A 20,355-nucleotide genomic window follows, 5' to 3' on the forward strand; every position below is an offset into this window, starting at 1 on the left:
ACCCCTTAATTTTTCATCACTTTCAATTTAATTCTTATCGCCTTGTCATTTGATTTTATGACAGGGCGATATTTTTATACTCTAAAAAAAAGATATTTTACTCCTGTTCTCATATGTTTTAGTTTTTCTTTGTATTATTGTAATGTGAACACTTATTTTTACCATGCCATGAAAAAAAACATTTTAACCTTAGGATTAGTAGTGGTGTCCACTTTCTTATCCGCCCAAACAGTAAGCAGTCCCGATGGAATGCTGAAAGTAGAAATTAAAACGTCCGATAACAAGTTGTTTTACAATGTACGTTATCAGGATAAAGTCATGCTCGAAGATTCTCCACTAGGGCTTGAAACCAGTATCGGAGATTTTGCAAATACATTAGTACCTGTAAACTCAGTCCAAAATAAAATTGATGAAGAGTATATCTTGCCTCATGGTAAAGCCAGCCTTATACAATATCAGGCAAATCAGCTTATATGCAGTTATACTAATGGAGGTGTTGATACACTACAGGTTATATTCAATGTAAGTAACAATAATATAGCTCAATCTTATCGGGTAGCATCAAAGAATAAAGTCCGTTGTATTGTACTAAAAGAAAATACTGGGTTTAAATTACCTCAAACTGCAACAACATTTATTACTCCTCAGGCACCTTGGGGAAGTGGTTGGCAAGCGACAAAACCAAGTTATGAAGAAGAATATACAGTAGACGAACCGGTTGGAAGAAAATCTACTTACGGATTGGGATATACTTTTCCTGCCTTATTCCACCGAGGTAATGATGGTTGGGTTTTGATTTCTGAAACAGGGGTAACCAGTAATTATGTGGGAACTAAACTGAGTGAAGGTACAAGTGATGGATTATATATGATTTCATTTCCTGAAAAAGAAGAGAATGCAGGAATAGGAGAACAGGGAGTTTCGGCTGCATTACCATTGACTACCTCTTGGAAAACAATTACAGTTGGCGAAACCTTAAAACCTATTGTAGAAACAACTATATCATATGATGTGGTAAAACCTGTAATAGAACCTACTCAGGTATATAAAGCGGGAAAATCTTGCTGGAGCTGGCTTGTGTGGCAGGATAATAGTGTTAACTATGATGATCAGATTAAATTTATTGACCTTGCTTCGAAAATGAATATCGAGTATGTTCTGGTCGATGGTTGGTGGGATACACAAATAGGAAGGGATCGGATACCTTCATTAGTAGCTTATGCCCGGTCGAAGGGGGTTGGTATTATCCTCTGGTATAATTCGAATGGCTCGTGGAACGACGCTCCTCAGACCCCTCAGGATAGAATGGATACAGCTCCGGCGCGTCAGCGTGAGATGGCCTGGCTGCAATCGATAGGAGTAAAGGGGATTAAAGTGGATTTCTTCGGTGGAGACAAGCAAGTTACTATGAGGCTATACGAAGATATACTTACCGATGCAAACCGTTGTGGTATCCATGTAAATTTTCATGGGGCGACTTTACCCCGTGGATGGGAAAAAATGTACCCCAACCATATGACGAGTGAAGCCGTATTAGGTTCCGAAAATATTATTTTCCAGCAGAAATACGCCGATATGGAGGCCTTTACAAGTACTATACTTCCTTTTACAAGAAACACAACAGCTGCAATGGACTTCGGACCTTTGTATCTGAATAAAATATTGTCTAAGGATCAGAAAAAAGGATCGAAACGTGTAACAACGGATGCTTTTCAGTTGGCAACGGCTGTTATCTATCAGTCGGGAATACAACATTTAGGAATTACGCCTAATATATTAGATGAACAACCTGATTATGTTCTGGACTTTATTAAATATGTTCCGGCAACCTGGGACGAAACACGTTTCGTTGATGGATATCCCGGTAAATATGTTGTAATGGCTCGCCGTACCGGTAATCAGTGGTATATAGCTGCTACCAATGCTGAAAAGTCGGCTAAGACTCTTAAATTATCTTTGCCATGGCTGGCAGGTAAGCAACTGAATATGATAAGTGACCGGCCGGATGGTTCTGCTGCCAATGAAAAAGTAGTGGTAGGAAAGGATGGTTCTGTTACTATTAAGATGGAGTCGTCAGGTGGAGTTGTTCTGTTTTAATTTTATACTGTCTCAAAAGTAGAATAAAAGTTTCTGGGTATACAGGCCCGAAGAAAAAGCATAGAAAAAGGAGCTTGCCCGACTTTGGGAATAGCTCCTTTTTCTTATTTTTGTATTACCCGTCCTAAAATAAAATAGGTTGACACAAAAAAACTAATTAATGAAAAGTTATGTTCACTAAATTGAAAGCACACTTCAAGTCGAAAGTATCACTGACAGAAAATGAATTGGAGCTAATTGACAAATATTTTGAAGTTAGAGATTTCAAAAAGAAAGATTTTCTATTAGAAAGTGGGAAAGCTTGTGATTTTATTGGATATATAGAAAAAGGAACAATCAGACATTTTCATATTAAGGATGGAGAAGAAAATACCTGTGACATATCTTTTAGCGGGCATTGGATTACAGATTTTCAAAGTTTTACCAACTGCTGCAATTCTGTAATGAATTTACAGGTATTGGAAGAAACTACAGTTTTCATTATTTATAAAGAAAATCTGTATAAACTATATAAAGAGTGTAACAAGTATGAAACATTTGGGCGATTAATGGCTGAGCAGGTTGCACAAAGGGCAACAGAGATAGCGATGTCGTTATCTTCTGATAAACCTGAGGAAAGGTTTCAAAAGTTGATTAAAACGCAACCTGAATTATTTCAGCGTATATCACAAAAATATATTGCGAACCTTTTGGGTATAAAGCCCGAGAGTTTAAGTAGAATTAGGAAAAGAATATTAAGTAATTCAAAACCTTAACTTAAGTCATCGCTTCGTAGTCAACCTGATGTATAATTTTACCTCTGAAAATAATCAGAGATAAAATGGACACTTCAATCTTACAAATTCAAAAATTGGATATATCGATAATCAAAACTTTTGAGCATCAGCTAGAGGATGTAATGGAAATTATTGATAAAGAGCAATTAAAAGCCAAACTAAAAGAGGTTGAGAAAGACTATTCAACGAAAGCTAGTGAAATCAATACAGTAAGGAAAGGCATTATCTATCATGAAACAGCTCTTAACTTGTCTTTCTTCTCGAATACTGAATATAAAGGATATGCGAAAAAGAGTTTTGATATTTTGAGTATGCTTTATAATTCATCGACAACAACCAGAGAGCTTTTACCATTTATATCATCTTATCAGGCTTCTGCATTAGCATTAATGGCTTCCGAGACAAACAACCTGATTAAATTATTTCAATCATTCTCATTATTTGACGATGCTGTCAGGAAATACGCTGATATCAGCTATTTACCTGAGTTTATGAGAGGGAGTGTAGCAGAAAATATTCCCAAAATATTCTTTTGGCTTCATAAATACGGTAAAATTGATTTTCAGTCAATAATCGATAAATATAATTTAAACAACGATTATGCTAATCGGAAAATTATGAGTTTTACTTACTGGGCTTGGGCAAAACAACGACAAGATAAGAGATATGTAACACAAGCTAAAGAGTATCTTGAACGTGCCATTACATTAGATCCCAATTATCAGGCAGGGAGGCAAAGGAGCGAACAGCTTCTAAAAATGTTTAGAGAGAAATACTAGGTTAGTTTCATGCATCCAATACTTCTTCTTAAAAGATTTAGTTCCTTACTTTTTATTTTTTTTGGTCTGTTCTTTTGTCAGGTTCTGGATATCTTTTAGGGAGAACTCTCCTAAGAATCGTATTACACTAACTTCCGATCCGTCTTCGGTCAGCATTAGTAATTCCGATTTCTTATCGTTAGAGTTTTTCTTCAGATAGAAAGCTGTTTTGGAATCCTCATCTTTTACCAACATTAATGTCTCATAGTTGCCCGATCTTACAAGCCTGTCGGTAGTTGCCCGCAATGTATTGGATGCGCTACGCCCTTCGGCAGAATATACTTGCAAGGTTTCCAGTTTACCGGCTATCTTTCCGATATTTACTCCGGGCATATCCATATTATTCATCATTCCCAGCATCGACTTTGTTATATAAACCACCTCTATCCCTTTAGTATTTGCCAGATCGTGGAAAACATCCCTGTTTTGATTGGAAGATGAAGCTTTACTCTGGTTATCTTTCTGGTCGCCTATGTTATACGAGTAACTGTAGTAGTTTTCGTCTGTATCCAGATTTAATGTTATCAAACCGTCTATATTCAATCCCTCTAATTCGGCTTGTAGGCCTGCCATATCCTCCTTTAGGCCTTCCAGTCCCAAAGCGACTTCTTCTGATATTTTACTTAAGTTTACGTCTATCTTTACTTTATTCTGAGCATATTGGGGCGAGATTCCCAATACGAGTAAGACTAATATAACCACCCACTTTTTCATAACCGTATATTATTTTTATTCATTACCTTATTTACTCTGTCAACATTATCTTGTATGGATTCTACTTGCTGAAGCCCTTTGTTTAATTTGTTGGAGACCAGTAGCATTACTTTCTGAGTTTCACGATAAGCATCTTCCGGATCGGAATAAGTATCTACAACTGCGTACTCCTGATGTTGCCCCATTCCTTTGTAGAGGAATATTCCGGCGGTTATCATGATAGCAATACAGGCGGCAATGCCTGATACCCATTTCCAATGTATATGTATTGATTTGCGGATAGGGCGAGATGTGCGATTCTCTTCTTTATCAAGCTTATCAACTAAAGAGATTAGTCTGCTTTCGAGATGATAAGGAGCTTCTTCGTTTTTCCTGCTATAGATTTCCATGAACATTTTCTGCTCTATATCCATCCAGTCGGGTACATTCTCCGATTTAAAAAAATCCAGTAGAATTTTTTCTTCGTCGAGGGTAGTAGTACCTCCATAAAACGAAGTGATAAGTTCCTCTATATGTTTAATATCTATATTCTTCATGTCCATATTGACTATAAAACAGTTCTTTTATTTTTTTTCTGGCTCTTGATAACAGTACCCTGACATTAACGCTGGTCAGTCCCATTATCTCCTCTATTTCTTCAGACGAGCAATCGTCAAAGTGCCTTAACCTTATTACTTGTTGTTGCTGTTCAGGCAATTGTTTCATTATATTTTCAATATAATTTATTTCTTCTTTATGCTCGATGTCCGAAACCGTCTCTAACTGGTCGGCCAACTGCAAACCTTCGGATGATTGTGACGGATGCCGGGCTTTCGAGCGAAGAAAATCGAGACACAAATTTTTTAAAATTGTAACACAATATGATTCTGCATTATCGACCAGAGCAAGTTCGTCCCTTTTGTTCCACATTTTGATATACGCCTCCTGCACAAGATCTTCGGCATCACATACGTCTTCTACAAGGCGGTATGCTACTCTGAACATCTTCTGATGATAGGGTATATATTTTTCTTTAAATGCAGATGAATCCATCCGGGAACTGAACTTCTTTTTTGATTAAGTAAAAGTAAGTATTAATGATATGTTTTCATGAATAACTATCAGTTATATTTATACTTACCCGAGCAATAAAAAGGCCTGATACCTTATTTCTTCTTCTTTTTTACACCATATTCCTTCGTCAGGTCAGCTAAATCGTCAAACGAAAACTTGCCGTTTAGTTTTACTATGGATGGTTCTTTGCCTCCTGCCGATACAATATATAATTCGCGAATTTTCTTCTTCTTGGTTTTAGATAGAATATAGACGTCGTCTTTATCGTCTTTTACTCTCATCAGCAGGTCATAATCGCCCATCTTCATATTAGACACATCATTTGCAAATCTTTTTTTGTCACCGGATGTGCAATCGCTTAAATCCAATACCTGAACCGAACTTACCTTTCGGAAAACTTTCGATTCACTATCGTTTGTCGAAACCATTTTCATCATCGAAAATAAGAATTTGCGCAATTTTACATTTTCGGCTTTCGGCACTTTCGAATAACAGGTCATCAACTCATCTACATTATGGGCTGAGGCTGAAAACCCCAACAACATAAAAAAGCAAATATATACTATTGATTTCTTTCCCATTGTATGTTCTTTTCTTGTAAGACGAAATATGAAAGGCAGATGTTACAGAGTTTTATATTTTTTGATAATCTTTTTTTATCTTTGTGTGCATCAAGGTTCAGAAACTGCCTGAAGTTATCGGTAACTGTCTTTACTTTAATATAAAACAAAATCCATGACCGAAAAAATCATTATTCTTGATTTTGGTTCACAAACCACTCAATTGATTGCCAGACGCATCCGCGAATTGAATACCTACTGCGAAATAGTTCCCTACAACAAGTTCCCCCAAGATGATACTACTGTAAAAGGAGTAATCCTTTCGGGTAGCCCGTTTTCAGTAAACGACAAGGATGCATTTTATACAGACCTGAATGATATCCGTAAAAAATATCCACTTTTGGGAATATGCTATGGTGCCCAGCTTTTGGCTCATACCTCTAATGGTAAAGTTGAAAAAGGAGATTCACGTGAATATGGACGTGCACATCTGGTTACGATAAATAACGATCTATTATTTGACGGAATCAAAGAAGGTTCGCAGGTATGGATGTCACACGGTGATACTATTACTGTATTGCCTGCCGATTTTAAAATTATAGCCAGTACGGAAGATGTACAGGCGGCTGCTTATAAAATAGACGGAGAACAAACATGGGGTGTACAGTTTCATCCTGAGGTGTACCATTCAACAGATGGAACCAGAATTCTTAGCAATTTTCTGAATATTTGCGGATGTAAAAAGGACTGGACTCCGGCATCGTTTGTAGAGTCTACTGTGGCTGAATTAAAGGCGCAACTGGGTGATGACAAAGTCATACTGGCATTGTCCGGAGGTGTTGATTCTTCCGTAACGGCCGTGCTTCTGAATCAGGCAATAGGCAAAAACCTGACGTGTGTCTTTGTTGATCACGGCCTATTGCGTAAAGGAGAATTCGAAAGAGTGTTGAAAGATTATGAGCACCTTGGACTAAATGTAATCGGTGTAGATGCTAAAGAACGTTTTTATAAGGCTTTAGCCGGCGTTAGTGATCCTGAACAAAAGAGAAAGATTATAGGTAAAGGTTTCATCGATGTATTCGATGAGGAAGCCCACAAACTGAAAGATATTAAATGGCTCGGACAGGGTACTATTTATCCTGATATTATTGAGTCTCTTTCCATTACCGGAACTGTGATAAAATCGCACCATAATGTGGGAGGATTACCCGAAAAAATGAATCTGAAGTTAGTAGAACCTCTCCGTTTATTATTCAAGGACGAAGTTCGCCGTGTAGGGTTGGAGATGAATATGATGGAGCACCTGATCAAACGTCATCCTTTCCCCGGGCCGGGATTAGGTATCCGTGTTCTTGGTGATATTACTCCCGAGAAAGTGGAGATATTGCAAAATGCCGATGATATATACATGCGTATGCTGAATGAATATCATCTGTACGATCAGGTATGGCAAGCCGGGGCTATTTTACTTCCTGTAAAATCGGTTGGAGTAATGGGTGATGAACGTACATACGAATTCACTATAGCTTTACGTGCGGTAACGTCTACGGATGCAATGACTGCCGACTGGGCACATCTTCCTTACGAATTTTTAGCTAAGGTATCGAATGAGATTATCAATAAGGTAAAAGGGGTAAACCGGGTAGTTTATGATATATCGTCTAAACCACCGGCAACCATAGAGTGGGAATGATAAAATAGCAAGTTATATTTTTCGCCTTGAATGTATTTTCAAGGCGATTTTTTTTATACGGAAGTTAATATCCGGAATCGATTATGCAGAGAACATGAAGTAAGATTCTCTAAACGATGTATTTTTTGTAACTTTGTGCCTCCAAATCCATATGTATGTCAGAAGGAAAAAATATTATTATAAAGGGAGCACGTGTAAATAATCTGAAAAATATAGATGTTGAGATTCCCCGCAATAAGTTTATAGTTATCACCGGCTTATCGGGATCAGGTAAGTCGTCGCTTGCATTCGATACATTGTATGCCGAAGGTCAGAGACGTTACGTCGAAAGTCTTTCATCATACGCCCGTCAGTTCCTGGGGCGGATGAACAAGCCCGAATGCGATTATATAAAAGGTATACCGCCGGCTATTGCTATTGAGCAAAAGGTGAGTTCTCGTAACCCGAGATCTACGGTCGGAACCTCTACCGAGATATATGAATATTTACGTCTGTTGTTTGCCCGTATTGGAAAGACTATCTCTCCTGTTTCGGGAGAAGAGGTTAAGAAACATCAGGTAAAAGATATACAAGATAAGATGCGTACCTTCCCCGAAGGTACACGACTGGCTATCCTTTCGCGTATTATCCTCAGAGACAACCGTGAGTTTGCCGATCAGCTGGATATCCTTCAAAAAGAAGGGTTCTCGAGAGTCGAGGTCAAAGGTGAGTTTGTGCGGATAGACGAACTCTTGGAATCGAAGAAAAAAGTCAGCAATGCCGATACTTTACTTGTTATTGACCGTTTAAGCGTATCGCAGGATAAAGCTACTATGAACCGTTTTTCGGAATCTATAGAAACTGCTTTTTTCGAAGGAGAAGGCGAATGTGTTGTCCGTTACTATACCGAAAAAGGAACCAAGACATATAACTACTCAAAACGATTCGAAGCGGATGGTATCCAGTTTGAAGAACCAACCGAAATGATGTTCAGCTTTAATAATCCGATAGGAGCTTGTCCCGAATGCGAAGGCTTTGGTAGGGTATTAGGTATAGACGAGGATCTGGTTATTCCAAATAAAAGCCTGTCGGTTTACGAAGATGCTGTATTTTGCTGGAAAGGTGAAAAGATGAGCGAATGGAAAAAAGAATTTATACAGTCTGCTGTTCCCAAAGGTTTTCCTATTCACCGTCCGTATTTCGAACTGACCGAAAAAGAAAGAGATCTGCTTTGGCACGGAGCACCCGGAGTATTCGGGATAGATGCCTTCTTTAAAATGCTGGAGGAGAACCAATATAAGATACAGTATCGTGTAATGCTCGCCCGCTATAGGGGTAAAACAACCTGTCCGGCCTGTAAAGGTGCCCGGCTCAAGAAAGAGGCTTTGTATGTAAAAGTGGGAGACCGGACTGTTGCCGATTTGGTATTGATGCCTGTTACGGACTTGTCGGACTTCTTTAATAATCTGAAACTGAACGAAACAGATGCAGCTGTAGCTAAGCGTCTGCTCACTGAAATAAATAACCGTATCAAATTCCTGCAAAATGTAGGTTTGGGTTATCTGACTCTGAATCGTCTTTCCAACTCGCTTTCGGGAGGGGAAAGCCAGCGTATAAATCTCGTGACATCATTGGGTAGCAGTCTTGTCGGTTCCTTGTATATTTTAGATGAACCGAGTATCGGTCTGCACTCGCGTGATACCGATCTGCTCATAAATGTTTTGCGTGATTTGCAGGCATTAGGTAATACAGTGATTGTTGTAGAGCATGATGAAGAAATTATCCGCGCTGCCGATTATATTATCGATATAGGCCCTAAAGCAGGACGTCTGGGTGGTGAGGTCGTATATCAGGGTACTGTTACCGACCTCGATTCAAAAAGTAAAAGCTATACGGTGCAATACCTTACAGGTAAGGAGAAAATAGCTGTTCCTAAACAACGCCGTAAATGGAATAATTACATAGAAGTAAAGGGTGCCCGTCAGAACAACCTGAAGAATGTAAATGTAAAATTTCCGCTGAATGTAATGACTGTAGTGACCGGAGTCAGCGGATCGGGAAAATCGTCTTTGATCTGCGAGGTGCTTTATAATGCGTTACTGAAGGTCTATAAAGAATCAAGTGGGCAGATCGTTCAATACAATGGATTGGAAGGTGATTTGAAACTGATTAAGAATGTAGAGATGGTAGACCAGAATCCGATAGGGAAATCGTCTCGTTCCAATCCCGTAACCTATATTAAAGCATATGATGAGATAAGAAAGTTATATGCTGACCAGCAGTTGGCAAAACAGATGCATTTTACACCTGCGTACTTTTCTTTCAACGTAGAAGGCGGACGATGCGAAGAGTGTAAAGGTGAAGGTCAGACGACCATCGAGATGCAGTTTATGGCAGATATCACTCTCGAATGTGAAGCATGTAAAGGAAGGCGGTTTAAGCAGGAAATACTCGATGTAGAATATCGGGGCAAGAGCATTTATGATATTTTAGAGCTGACTATAGACGAAGCAATCGAGTTTTTCAGTGAAGGGAAAAACAGTACTGAAAAGAAAATCGTAAAACGACTCCAGTCTCTACAGGAAGTAGGGTTGGGATATATTAAGATGGGGCAATCGTCATCGACCTTGTCAGGAGGTGAGAACCAGCGCGTAAAACTGGCTTCTTATCTGGGTGAAGATAAGACGGAGCCTACCCTGTTTATTTTTGACGAACCGACTACGGGTCTCCATTTTCACGATGTGAATACTTTGCTTAAAGCATTTGACTCCCTTATTAAGAAAGGGCATACCGTTATTATTATAGAGCATAATATGGATGTGATCAAATGCGCCGATCATATAATTGATATAGGTCCCGAAGGAGGAGTAGAAGGCGGACATGTTGTATTTGAAGGAACTCCCGAGAAACTGATCAAAGAACCTAAATCGTATACAGGTAAGTTTCTGAAAGACAAATTATGATAGAACAATAAAATGAAATCAATACTCTGCGCCGTATTGTAGCTGTTTTATTTTTGTAATACGCACATCCGGAATGTATTGGTTTCATTATAAAAAAAAGAGAAAAGGCCGGATAATATTCATAAATATACACGTTATAAAGATATACAGAAAAGGCTTCCTTAATATTCCTTAGAGAATTCGACACACTAATTGAAAAACAAAATATAAACGGAGAATATATGGAATTACGACCTATAGATTCTTATTTTTTGCAACATAATGATCATATTAATGTTTGCCTGCAATTCCTGAGACAGCACATCCTTAACCTTGATGAGAATATATCGGAATCGTGGAAATACGAAATGCCCTTTTTTGTGTATAAGAAACAGATGTGCTGTTATCTTTGGGTACACAAAAAACTTAATCAACCTTATATAGGTATTGTTGAGGGAGCTTTGGTAAATAATCCGGCACTGATACAGGAGGGAAGAGCCCGAATGAAAATATTGTTGATCAATCCGTATGAAGATTTGCCGATGGAAACAATTAATGATATACTACAACAAATGCTGGCCATATATAAGAAATAAAAAATCTGAGTGATTTTTACTTTTTTGTTGATCCGTTTTATGGAAATTACGCGGCCTGTTACTCTACTTAGGTAAGTACAATCAAAAACCATGCGTAATGAAGAAAACACTTTTACTATCGATCGGATTACTAGCGCTAATCCTGGCAACAGCTTGTTCTAACAGAAACAAGAATAATCCATCGGGTGACGATGGTCAGACTACCGAAAATATCTCCGACGAAGGGGTTCTTACATGGGAACTATCAGCAAATAATCAGTATTGGGATAAGAACGAAAAGGACACGTACCTTTATATTTCGGTAAAGGTAGCAGGTAAAGAGAAAAAAACAGAGAAGAAACGTGTTCCCCTCAATATCGCATTAGTACTCGACAGAAGCGGTTCGATGGAAGGTGATGCCATGACTTATGCAAAAGAAGCTGCCAAATTTGTAGTCAGGCAATTGTCGTCCGAAGATATACTATCGATAGTCAATTATGATGATATTGTCGAAGTTACCTCTCCTTCGCAGCCGGTCAAAAATAAAGAAGTATTAATACAAAAGATAGACGAAATCTATGCTCGGAGTTCAACCAACCTGAGTGGAGGAACCCTCGAAGGTTACAAGCAGGTTGCAAGTACGAAAAAATCGAACTATGTGAACCGTGTGCTTTTGTTGACCGATGGTTTGGCTAACGAGGGTATAATCGATCCTGCACAATTGAAAAAAATAGCATCATCTAAGTTTCAGGAGTCAGGGATTGCTCTCTCTACTTTTGGTCTTGGAGCTGAGTATGATGAAGACTTATTGACACAAATGGCCGAATCGGGCCGTGGAAACTACTACTACATTGACAAAGCCGATAAGATAGCTGATATTTTTGCAAAAGAGTTAGACGGACTACTGAATGTAGTTGCACAAAGCAGTACCATTACTATTGTATTACCTCCTAACACTACATGTGAGAAGGTGTACGGTTATCCTTTTGTTGAGGAAAACCGTAGGGTGACAATTGCATTTAACGATGTGTTTGCCAAAGAAGACAAAGTAGCTCTTTTGAAAATAAAACTGAATGGAACTAGCGCTGAAAACCTCGATTTTCCGGTTGAATTAAACTTTATAGATGCAGAAACATTTGATTCGAATAACGTCAAGAAGAACTTGAAAATACAGGCTACAAAAGATAAAGCACTTATTAAAGAGCATAAAAATAAAAAGGTAGAAGAGCTGATAGCATTATTTGAGGCAACAGATACATTCGACCTGATTCTTTCGGATGTAGATAAGAATGACTATAATGCCGCTAAAAATAAGGCTACTTCTGCTATAATCCGGTTAAAGGAAATTCAAAAAGAAACTCCATCCGAAGAACTGCAAAAGCAAGAACAGAAAATGCAGGAATATCTGGATAATATGGACGAGATGAAAGAAATGGAACGCGAAGAGAAATTAATGCTCCAGAAGTCGACGAAGAATGATAATTATTCGATTAAGAAAATGAAAAAGCAATAAAATAATATTTTTATCCATATAGCCCTTCAGGTAAGAACCAGACCGAAGGGCTGTATGGATTATTTAAGGTTAATATTCAAAAATAAAATCATCATAAAACACAAACTGTAAATATCTTAAGTAATTCTACAAATTTTAGCAATCTGTTTTTCTCCCGATAAAGAAAGCATATCCGTAATGCTTGCCGAACTTCTCATACAAATCTATTTCTTTATCTATATTCTGAATTAATTGTTGTGCGAAAGGGTCGTCGGGATACTTTTTCAGGAAACTCTCAAAACCGTCTTCCAACGGGCAATAATGGTTCCACCAGCATTCGTCGGGCATCACGAAATAAGAGACAGGTAAAAAACCTGTTTTTCTTAGCTGTTCAATTCTGCTTGTGACAGGTGCTATTTCATTCTCATTCTTTCTCCAGAAATCAATTATTGCTGTTGGCGGATTGTCTGTAAGCCAGCAATAAGCACATATTACAATATAGCCATCCTTCTTTATAAATTTGTTCCATTCGTTGAGGGCATAATTAAAACCAATCTTGCTAGCCTGATATTCCGACCAGATAATATCATACTCCTCGTTCATAAACGGTAGATTATCGGGCGAAGCCAATACCGGATGTATGTATCTGTCCAGATTCTGCCGTTTTAGTTCATGCTCTACCGATTGGATATACTCCGGTATAAAATCGATGGCTGTAATAGGCTGATGGGTGGCTTCGTAGAGTATTACTGTCTGTAAGCCTGTTCCACAACCAATATTGGCTATCTTTTGTACGCGCGGAAGTCTTTCAACGAAGCTGAGAGCCTTTATCGTCGACTGATAGCTATTGGGAGCCAAGCTCCCTGCATGCAGATAGAAATCTGCAATCAAGTTGCCCGGTATTCCCATTTATCATTTATTTTAAAAAGCGTTTACGTAACCACTCTCTGACCGGCAGGTCGTATAACTTCATAGTCGAATAAGCGACAACTATACAAACAGCAGCGGCTAATAATCCGTAGGGCCATGATTCTTCCAGCGTATAGCCGTTGTTTGTAACCCATGCCATGTATATGTATATTATCGGGTAATGGGTGATGTAAATAGGGTAGGATATGTCTCCCAGAAATTTACAAAGTAAGGATGCTTTCTTTCCATGTACTTTTCCGCCTGCGCCCAGCCAAACAATAAGAGGGAACATGATGATAAGGCAAAAACATTCATATAATCCGTTTACCCACAAGATGTCGCTATTGAGACGGGGCATAGCCAATAAGATAACCAGCAGGATACTTGCTGTAAGAAACGCATTTTTAGTATATCGTAATTTTCCGATACGGGCTAGTAATAGTCCTGCCAAAAACGGGAAAGCAAGACGGGTGAATCCAATTCGCAATTGAGTAGGATCATCGATAGTCCATCCTCCGATAATATCTCCATTAGGATTCGTGAGAGCATATTGAATGGTAAACCCAGCTGCCACTACAACTAATATAGCCAGTACTACCTTTGATAAGTGACGGAAAACAAGTGCATAAAGTATGTTTGCTATATATTCGAAGAATAAAGACCATGCCGGCCCATTAAGCGGGTGCATTTCGTTCCATCCTCTAATATCTAATCCTTTGCCAACCGGTATCAGCGTGAATCCGATTACCATCACCAGTAGCATTTTCCATATGGGTACTTCGGATATTCCTCCCCAGCCTAAGTCGGGCGAATCCTGAAAATAGAACAGCAATGCCCCGATAAGGGAGCCGACTATAATCATCGGTTGCAAACGGATGACACGGCGCTTGAAGAAGTCTTTTAAAGTCATCCTTCCCCAGCGGTCATCATAGGCATAACCTATTACATAGCCGGATAGAAGGAAGAAAAAGTCTACAGCTAAATACCCATGGTTGATGATTTGTTTGGTATGGTCTCCTCCCGAGTGTATTTCGAAAACATGGAAAAGGACAACCAGCACAGCAGCTACACCACGTAATCCGTCGAGTATCTCGTAGTGAGGTTTGGATTCTGCTAAACTTATTGATCGAGTCATAATTATAAAAGAAAAGATTATATTGAATAAATTGGGTGTAAAAAGGTCGGCGACCTTATTTGCAAAAATAAGACTAATCTTGCAATGTTATTTGTTTTATTTTTGGATAGACTTGTCTTATATTTGTATTGAATGTGATTTTAGATGAAAAGAGAGAGAAATATAAAGTATGGACCTACACTCGAGTCAGAAGGAAGATCCTTTTTTCTGGACCATGTCCATATCAGATGGGATAACCAGATTACTTTGCATCAGCAGGATTCGTGGGAACTTTCGTATGTTATTACCGGAAGAGGTGTACGGGCAATCGGAGATATTATAGAGCCGTTTATAGAGGGTGAGGTTATACTGATACCTCCCCATATACCGCATTGCTGGACATTTGATGAATCGATACACGATAGCGAGGGCAAGATAGAGAATATAACTATTGCTTTTTATGATAAATTGCTCGAAGAGTCTTATCGGGTTTTTCCTGAATTGTCTGATGTAATCAGGAAGATACGGCAAAAGCAGAACGCAATTTCGTTTTCGGGAGAAACTTTGACGAAATTACAAACGGTAATGACATCTATGGCATCCGAAAGTCATGCCGAAAGGGTTTCGTCTCTGATCAGGATATTGAATCTGATAGCTTCTCCTGATACTGCTGATATTGTGGGACGTCCGGTCATGGAAGATAAGAAAGCCCGAAAGATGCAGCTTATATATTTGTATGTGATGAACAATTATCAACACAATATTTCATTGGATGAAATTGCTCAATTTGCAGGAATGGAAAAGGCTTCATTTTGTGTCTTTTTTAAGAAGATGGCGAATAAGCCTTTCTTTAGTTTTCTGACTGAATACAGAATAGGATCATCTTGCCAGATGTTATTAAAGACGTCTGATTCCATTTCAGAAATTTGTATCGCGTCGGGGTTTAGGGATGTGCCTTATTTCAACCGTGTATTTAAGAAAGCAAAGAATATGACTCCCGGAGAATATCGGAAAAACCACCAAATGGAACTATAAATAGGATAAAAAAAGAGGACAGATAATTATTATCTGCCCCTTTTTAGCTTTGTAAGTGCTGGTTATTTATTCAATATATCCAGTTGTACACGTACTGATTCTTCGTGGATAGCTTCCAGAATAACACGCATAAATTCAGGATTCATTTTCATTTCGGTTGCCTGAGCAATGCGTTTAGAAAGAATTTCATCATAACGGTCGGTTTGCACTATTGTCATACCGTGCTCTTTCTTAAAAGTGCCTATTTCCTGAGAGATACGCATGCGTTTAGCTATCAGTTCCAGTAATTGGTCATCCAGTTCATCTATTTGACGGCGCAATGCTGTCAGGTCTTCTGTGGTTTGTTTATTGCCATCGCGAATAACCAGATTCGCAAGAATTTCTTTTAAGCGGGGAGGCGTTACTTGCTGAGCAGCATCACTCCATGCACAATCAGGATTGCAGTGAGTTTCGATAATCAAGCCTTCGAATCCCAGATCCATAGCCTGTTGTGACAGAGGCTGGATCAAATCGCGTTTACCTCCGATGTGGCTAGGATCGCAGATGATAGGAAGATCAGGGTAGCGGCGTTTCAATTCGATAGGAATATGCCATTGAGGCAGGTTACGGTAGATCTTTTTATCGAAAGAGCTGAACCCACGGTGAATAGCACCGATACGAGTCAGTCCGACATTGCTCAAACGTTCTAATGCTCCGATCCATAATTCGAGATCAGGATTTACAGGGTTTTTAACCAATACGGGGATGTCTACTCCTTGTAGAGCTTCTGCAATCTCTTGTACGGCAAATGGGTTAGCTGTTGTACGGGCACCGATCCAAAGAAGATCCACTCCATATTTCAATGCTTCGTAAACGTGTTTTTGTGTAGCTACTTCGGTAGATACATACATACCGGTTTCTTGCTTTACCCTTTTCAGCCATTGAAGTCCTTCGCTGCCTATTCCTTCAAAACCTCCGGGTTTAGTACGGGGTTTCCAGATTCCGGCACGCATAATTTTGATACCATCGGCAGCCAGTTCTTTGGCTGTTTCCATTACCTGTTCTTCGGTTTCGGCGCTACAAGGTCCTGCAATTACTAAAGGACGTGTTGGGTCTACACCCGGTAGTAAGATTGATTCTAGTTTCATCGTTGTATGTATTTTAATTGTTTATTATTTTACGTTTAATGTCATAGTTATGTTTGCCACATATTTGTCATTTCCTATTTTCACAAAGTTGGGATGTCGGCCTACTTCTTCAAATCCATATTTGATATATAATTTATGACCCTGTACATTAGAATCATAAGTCTCCAGCCAAAGAATTTCGAGCAAAGGGTTGGCTTTCGCCCATTTTACAACCATGTCGACTAAAGCCGAACCGATACCGGTTCCTCTGTATTCTTTCAGCATTCCTATACCGATACAGGCCGTATGGCTCATCATCTTCCGCTCAATTCCATTTACACTGATATTTCCGACAATATGACCGTTTATCTCGGCCAGCAGAAGTAAACTATTCGGTCTATCTAAGAAGGATTGTATCCATTTTTGCTCATCTTCTACCGACAGGCTGAATTCGTCTTTTTCGTAAGGGATAAATTCACTTTCTTCAACATATTCTTTCACAACGGCAACTAGTTCGGCAGCATCCTCTATACGGGCTCCCCTTACAATTAGTTCTTCTCCATTTTTCAAAATATGCTTTGTCTTCTCCATATCTATCTGTCATTAAACTACCTTCTTCACCCTCTCCAAAGCCTCCTCTAACTGAGCCTCCTTACAACAAAGCGAAATACGGATATACCGTTCGCCGTTGCTGCCGAATATAAATCCCGGAGTGAGGAAAACATTAGCCTCATACAATAGTTTATCGGCAACCTCTTCGCCGCTCTTGTATTTTGCCGGAATTTTTCCCCAAAGAAACATTCCCGATTGTTTGGGATCGAAGGTACAACCCAGCACATTCATTATTTCTTCGGCAATTATACGGCGCGCACGATAAGCCTTATTATTTCCTTCGTACCAATCGGCTTCGCTGTTTAATGCTGCGATTGCCGCCATCTGGATAGGCTTGAAGATTCCGCTTTCGATATTACTTTCGACTTTCAGTATCCATTGGATAAACTGCGGATTGGATGCCAGCATGCCCATGCGCCATCCGGGCATATTGTGGGCTTTACTCATAGAGTTCAGCTCGATACAAATGTCTTTAGCTCCTTCTACTTCGAGTATGCTTATCGGATGATCATTCAGTATAAAGCTATACGGGTTATCGTTGACAATAACTATACCGTGTTTTTTACCGAACGCAACCAGTTTCTCGAACAGTTCCATAGTGGCATTGGCTCCGGTCGGCATATTCGGATAGTTTACCCACATGAGTTTGGTATGGGATAAATCCATCTTTTCCAGAGCATCAATGTCCGGTTGCCAGTTATTATTTTCATCCAGATCGTATGTCTGGATATTGGCTTCTACTAACTTGCTGTTAGATGAATAAGTAGGGTAACCGGGGTTGGGAACCAATACGTTGTCTCCCGGATTCAAAAAAGCCAGTGATATATATATTATCCCTTCCTTGGAGCCGATCAACGGGAGTAACTCGTTTGCTGGATTAAGGTCTACACGATACCATTTCTTATACCAGTCAGAAAAAGCTTTGCGCAATTCGGGGATGCCGATGTGAGACTGATAGCCATGTACATCAGATTTGCGGGCATTATCACAGAGAGCCTCGATGGTTGCTTCGGAAGGTGGAAAATCGGGGCTTCCGATTCCTAGGCTGATTACTTTTTTACCTGCTGCATTCATTTCAGCTACTTCCTGTAGTTTTTTAGAGAAGTAGTATTCGCTGACCGAACCGAGGCGTTGAGCCGGTATTATTTGTTTTGCACTCATATAGGTATATGGTTGATAGTTCTTAGTTTTCGCTTTGTCTTCCTTCGGGATAATCTCCCAGTATTTTAAGATCGCTGATAAGTGGACGGATAGCTACCAGTGACTGCTGGTATCGCTCGTAATTATCGAACTTCACATCTACATAAAACTGATATTCCCACTCGCGCCCGATAATTGGCAGCGATTGTATCTTAGTCATATTTATGTGGTAGAATGATAAGACTGATAATACCTGCGACAAGCTTCCTTCGTTGTGAGGCACAGTAAATACGATAGATGATTTGTTGATCACTTCGTCTTTCTGTATTTCGTCTACTATCCACTTATTACCGAAAATAAGAAAGCGAGTAAAATTGTGTTTGTTAGTCTCAATTCCCCTCGCCAGTATTTCCAATCCATAAATTTCGGCAGCTCTCACACTGCAAATCGCAGCGACTCCCTTCAATTGCTTTGTGGCAATATCACGGGCTGCTAAAGCTGTATCTTCATGTTCTACTACTTTTATTCCCGGTATTGTTTCAAGAAAATCTACACATTGCATCAATGCAATAGGGTGTGAATTTACTTCTTTCACATCGTGAATAGTCTGTCCCGGCAGAACAGCCAGACAGTGAGAAACCCGTTGTTTGAATTCTCCAGCGATAGGCAGCTTACTTTCTTTCAGTAGGTCGTAGTTTCCTAACAGGCTTCCGGCAATGGTGTTTTCGATAGCCATAATACCAATCAGATTAGGATCTTTCTTGATACCTGTAAAAATATCTTTGAATGTTGTACAAGGCACAATCTCTACCTCATCCCCTACAAAGAAATTTTCTGCGGCAATACCGTGGTATGCTCCTAATCCACCTTGAATAGCTACTCGTTTCATTCGAATTTATTTTGTTATTCTATTTTTATTTGAACTTAGTACCAAAAAAAAATCCCGTCATATCTGACAGGATTCTATATCTAGTTTCATTTTTCTATATGCATACAAAATCCTGTTCTACCTACTAAAGTAAAAGTAAAAAAAGAAGAAATATGCAAATGAAAACTGATTCATTTTATCGTTTGTTTATTTTGATTGGTACAAAAGTAATATTTTTTCAATAGAAACAAGTGTTTTGAGATTTTTTTTCTGAAAATTCTATATAATAAGAGCAAAATGCAGAGGATATGAGAATATCCTCTGCACCGAAAACAAAAAGTACCTGATTAGTTAGAAATAAAAATTAATCGTCTATTTTTTCTTTAAGCAATTGTCCTGTTCTGCTAAATTTGAGTTTTGCTTCCAGATTTCCGTTTTCCAATTCTACTTCTATCTTAGAGCTTTTCACTTCTACTTCGGTTAAAGCCCAATTACCGTATTTGGACGAGATATAAGAATGTATTTCTCGAGGTAACTCTTTCAGTATGCTCATCGGTAAGGGCTTGTTCTTAGCTTCCGCATCTTTGAGCGAACCGTCTTTATAAAAATTTAGCTTATAATCGTTGTTGAGATGTACGCCATAATTGTTAGGCCATTCTGCTGCAAATGTTACAGCCGATATCCCTTTGAAATATTTTGAGATAATGTTTTTCGATGTCGATGGTAAATTGTTTGCATCAATCTCTACCATTCTGCCCCATCTTCCTGCAAAAGCTCCGGTTGCTATACTTAGTACTAAAACCAGAAATAATAATCGTTTCATATCTATTTTATATTTATTGTTTTGATGCAAAGTTATTATGAGATTCTGG

Annotated in this window: 19 protein-coding genes; 8 read left to right on the forward strand and 11 right to left on the reverse strand. The window is 38.9% G+C overall.

Going from position 1 to position 20,355, the window contains the following annotated elements; translation table 11 throughout:
* Positions 1-168 precede the first annotated feature (168 nt).
* The 3 genes from BUC12_RS13125 to BUC12_RS13135 all read left to right on the forward strand — a co-directional run bounded on the left by BUC12_RS13125 (position 169) and on the right by BUC12_RS13135 (position 3,652).
* Positions 169-2,097, forward strand: coding sequence for a glycoside hydrolase family 97 protein (locus tag BUC12_RS13125; RefSeq protein ID WP_062182243.1), 1,929 nt, complete (start codon positions 169-171; stop codon positions 2,095-2,097).
* A gap of 170 nt (positions 2,098-2,267) precedes the next feature.
* A complete protein-coding gene (locus BUC12_RS13130; protein ID WP_062182246.1) occupies positions 2,268-2,852 on the forward strand; it encodes a Crp/Fnr family transcriptional regulator in 585 nt (194 codons plus the stop codon).
* 65 nt (positions 2,853-2,917) lie between these two features.
* Positions 2,918-3,652 (forward strand): hypothetical protein, encoded by a 735-nt coding sequence (locus tag BUC12_RS13135; protein WP_062182248.1) that lies wholly within the window; start codon positions 2,918-2,920, stop codon positions 3,650-3,652.
* 45 nt (positions 3,653-3,697) lie between these two features.
* On the opposite strand, the gene BUC12_RS13140 is transcribed toward BUC12_RS13135, so the two are convergent.
* From BUC12_RS13140 to BUC12_RS13155, 4 genes are all read right to left on the reverse strand, one after another.
* Positions 3,698-4,405: a DUF4252 domain-containing protein gene (locus BUC12_RS13140; RefSeq protein WP_062182251.1), complete on the reverse strand. Its 708-nt coding sequence runs from the start codon at positions 4,403-4,405 to the stop codon at positions 3,698-3,700.
* Positions 4,402-4,941, reverse strand: coding sequence for a hypothetical protein (locus BUC12_RS13145; protein ID WP_062182254.1), 540 nt, complete (start codon positions 4,939-4,941; stop codon positions 4,402-4,404). The genes BUC12_RS13140 and BUC12_RS13145 overlap by 4 nt, the downstream gene beginning before the upstream one ends.
* The gene (locus BUC12_RS13150; protein WP_062182257.1) at positions 4,922-5,437 is read right to left on the reverse strand and encodes an RNA polymerase sigma factor; all 516 of its coding nucleotides are present in this window, start codon (positions 5,435-5,437) and stop codon (positions 4,922-4,924) included. Before BUC12_RS13150 ends, BUC12_RS13145 begins: the two co-directional genes overlap by 20 nt.
* A 113-nt stretch (positions 5,438-5,550) precedes the next feature.
* Positions 5,551-6,039 (reverse strand): DUF4252 domain-containing protein, encoded by a 489-nt coding sequence (locus tag BUC12_RS13155; protein ID WP_062182260.1) that lies wholly within the window; start codon positions 6,037-6,039, stop codon positions 5,551-5,553.
* Positions 6,040-6,193: 154 nt separating this feature from the next.
* Between BUC12_RS13155 and guaA the strand changes: the two genes are divergently transcribed.
* From guaA to BUC12_RS13175, 4 genes are all read left to right on the forward strand, one after another.
* On the forward strand, positions 6,194-7,711 hold the full coding sequence (guaA, locus tag BUC12_RS13160; protein ID WP_062182264.1) for a glutamine-hydrolyzing GMP synthase: 1,518 nt from the start codon (positions 6,194-6,196) through the stop codon (positions 7,709-7,711).
* Between the two features lie 155 nt (positions 7,712-7,866).
* Positions 7,867-10,653: an excinuclease ABC subunit UvrA gene (gene uvrA, locus BUC12_RS13165; protein ID WP_062182267.1), complete on the forward strand. Its 2,787-nt coding sequence runs from the start codon at positions 7,867-7,869 to the stop codon at positions 10,651-10,653.
* 221 nt (positions 10,654-10,874) lie between these two features.
* Complete coding sequence (locus BUC12_RS13170) at positions 10,875-11,228, forward strand: DUF1801 domain-containing protein (protein WP_062182270.1); 354 nt, start codon at positions 10,875-10,877, stop codon at positions 11,226-11,228.
* A 97-nt stretch (positions 11,229-11,325) separates the two neighbouring features.
* Positions 11,326-12,720 carry a vWA domain-containing protein gene (locus tag BUC12_RS13175; protein WP_062182273.1) on the forward strand — a complete coding sequence of 465 codons (1,395 nt, stop codon included), beginning with the start codon at positions 11,326-11,328 and terminating at the stop codon, positions 12,718-12,720.
* A 135-nt stretch (positions 12,721-12,855) separates the two neighbouring features.
* Here BUC12_RS13175 and BUC12_RS13180 read toward each other — a convergent pair whose 3' ends face one another.
* The gene (locus tag BUC12_RS13180; RefSeq protein ID WP_062182276.1) at positions 12,856-13,608 is read right to left on the reverse strand and encodes a class I SAM-dependent methyltransferase; all 753 of its coding nucleotides are present in this window, start codon (positions 13,606-13,608) and stop codon (positions 12,856-12,858) included.
* Between the two features lie 7 nt (positions 13,609-13,615).
* Positions 13,616-14,743 carry an acyltransferase family protein gene (locus BUC12_RS13185; RefSeq protein WP_062182279.1) on the reverse strand — a complete coding sequence of 376 codons (1,128 nt, stop codon included), beginning with the start codon at positions 14,741-14,743 and terminating at the stop codon, positions 13,616-13,618.
* A gap of 144 nt (positions 14,744-14,887) precedes the next feature.
* Here BUC12_RS13185 and BUC12_RS13190 point away from each other — a divergent pair, with 144 nt between their 5' ends.
* Positions 14,888-15,757 (forward strand): AraC family transcriptional regulator, encoded by an 870-nt coding sequence (locus BUC12_RS13190; protein ID WP_062182281.1) that lies wholly within the window; start codon positions 14,888-14,890, stop codon positions 15,755-15,757.
* A 62-nt stretch (positions 15,758-15,819) separates the two neighbouring features.
* Here BUC12_RS13190 and BUC12_RS13195 read toward each other — a convergent pair whose 3' ends face one another.
* From BUC12_RS13195 to BUC12_RS13215, 5 genes are all read right to left on the reverse strand, one after another.
* The gene (locus BUC12_RS13195; protein WP_062182284.1) at positions 15,820-16,884 is read right to left on the reverse strand and encodes a bifunctional 3-deoxy-7-phosphoheptulonate synthase/chorismate mutase type II; all 1,065 of its coding nucleotides are present in this window, start codon (positions 16,882-16,884) and stop codon (positions 15,820-15,822) included.
* A gap of 24 nt (positions 16,885-16,908) precedes the next feature.
* Positions 16,909-17,454: a GNAT family N-acetyltransferase gene (locus BUC12_RS13200; RefSeq protein ID WP_062182286.1), complete on the reverse strand. Its 546-nt coding sequence runs from the start codon at positions 17,452-17,454 to the stop codon at positions 16,909-16,911.
* A gap of 12 nt (positions 17,455-17,466) precedes the next feature.
* The gene (locus BUC12_RS13205; protein ID WP_062182289.1) at positions 17,467-18,636 is read right to left on the reverse strand and encodes a pyridoxal phosphate-dependent aminotransferase; all 1,170 of its coding nucleotides are present in this window, start codon (positions 18,634-18,636) and stop codon (positions 17,467-17,469) included.
* A 22-nt stretch (positions 18,637-18,658) separates the two neighbouring features.
* Positions 18,659-19,504 (reverse strand): prephenate dehydratase, encoded by an 846-nt coding sequence (locus BUC12_RS13210; RefSeq protein ID WP_062182292.1) that lies wholly within the window; start codon positions 19,502-19,504, stop codon positions 18,659-18,661.
* A gap of 343 nt (positions 19,505-19,847) precedes the next feature.
* Positions 19,848-20,306 (reverse strand): PepSY-like domain-containing protein, encoded by a 459-nt coding sequence (locus BUC12_RS13215; RefSeq protein WP_062182294.1) that lies wholly within the window; start codon positions 20,304-20,306, stop codon positions 19,848-19,850.
* Positions 20,307-20,355: the final 49 nt, after the last annotated feature.

Source organism: Indolivaga macrotermitis, assembly GCF_900128985.1.
GTDB lineage: Bacteria > Bacteroidota > Bacteroidia > Bacteroidales > Dysgonomonadaceae > Dysgonomonas_A > Dysgonomonas_A macrotermitis.

What these genes read in the sequence shown, in the direction of transcription:
- BUC12_RS13125 (WP_062182243.1), top strand. Translation starts at nt 169, where the DNA reads ATGAAAAAAAACATTTTAACCTTAGGATTAGTAGTGGTGTCCACTTTC.
- BUC12_RS13130 (WP_062182246.1), top strand. Translation starts at nt 2,268, where the DNA reads ATGTTCACTAAATTGAAAGCACACTTCAAGTCGAAAGTATCACTGACA.
- BUC12_RS13135 (WP_062182248.1), top strand. Translation starts at nt 2,918, where the DNA reads ATGGACACTTCAATCTTACAAATTCAAAAATTGGATATATCGATAATC.
- BUC12_RS13140 (WP_062182251.1), bottom strand. Translation starts at nt 4,405, where the DNA reads ATGAAAAAGTGGGTGGTTATATTAGTCTTACTCGTATTGGGAATCTCG.
- BUC12_RS13145 (WP_062182254.1), bottom strand. Translation starts at nt 4,941, where the DNA reads ATGAAGAATATAGATATTAAACATATAGAGGAACTTATCACTTCGTTT.
- BUC12_RS13150 (WP_062182257.1), bottom strand. Translation starts at nt 5,437, where the DNA reads ATGGATTCATCTGCATTTAAAGAAAAATATATACCCTATCATCAGAAG.
- BUC12_RS13155 (WP_062182260.1), bottom strand. Translation starts at nt 6,039, where the DNA reads ATGGGAAAGAAATCAATAGTATATATTTGCTTTTTTATGTTGTTGGGG.
- guaA (WP_062182264.1), top strand. Translation starts at nt 6,194, where the DNA reads ATGACCGAAAAAATCATTATTCTTGATTTTGGTTCACAAACCACTCAA.
- uvrA (WP_062182267.1), top strand. Translation starts at nt 7,867, where the DNA reads ATGTCAGAAGGAAAAAATATTATTATAAAGGGAGCACGTGTAAATAAT.
- BUC12_RS13170 (WP_062182270.1), top strand. Translation starts at nt 10,875, where the DNA reads ATGGAATTACGACCTATAGATTCTTATTTTTTGCAACATAATGATCAT.
- BUC12_RS13175 (WP_062182273.1), top strand. Translation starts at nt 11,326, where the DNA reads ATGAAGAAAACACTTTTACTATCGATCGGATTACTAGCGCTAATCCTG.
- BUC12_RS13180 (WP_062182276.1), bottom strand. Translation starts at nt 13,608, where the DNA reads ATGGGAATACCGGGCAACTTGATTGCAGATTTCTATCTGCATGCAGGG.
- BUC12_RS13185 (WP_062182279.1), bottom strand. Translation starts at nt 14,743, where the DNA reads ATGACTCGATCAATAAGTTTAGCAGAATCCAAACCTCACTACGAGATA.
- BUC12_RS13190 (WP_062182281.1), top strand. Translation starts at nt 14,888, where the DNA reads ATGAAAAGAGAGAGAAATATAAAGTATGGACCTACACTCGAGTCAGAA.
- BUC12_RS13195 (WP_062182284.1), bottom strand. Translation starts at nt 16,884, where the DNA reads ATGAAACTAGAATCAATCTTACTACCGGGTGTAGACCCAACACGTCCT.
- BUC12_RS13200 (WP_062182286.1), bottom strand. Translation starts at nt 17,454, where the DNA reads ATGGAGAAGACAAAGCATATTTTGAAAAATGGAGAAGAACTAATTGTA.
- BUC12_RS13205 (WP_062182289.1), bottom strand. Translation starts at nt 18,636, where the DNA reads ATGAGTGCAAAACAAATAATACCGGCTCAACGCCTCGGTTCGGTCAGC.
- BUC12_RS13210 (WP_062182292.1), bottom strand. Translation starts at nt 19,504, where the DNA reads ATGAAACGAGTAGCTATTCAAGGTGGATTAGGAGCATACCACGGTATT.
- BUC12_RS13215 (WP_062182294.1), bottom strand. Translation starts at nt 20,306, where the DNA reads ATGAAACGATTATTATTTCTGGTTTTAGTACTAAGTATAGCAACCGGA.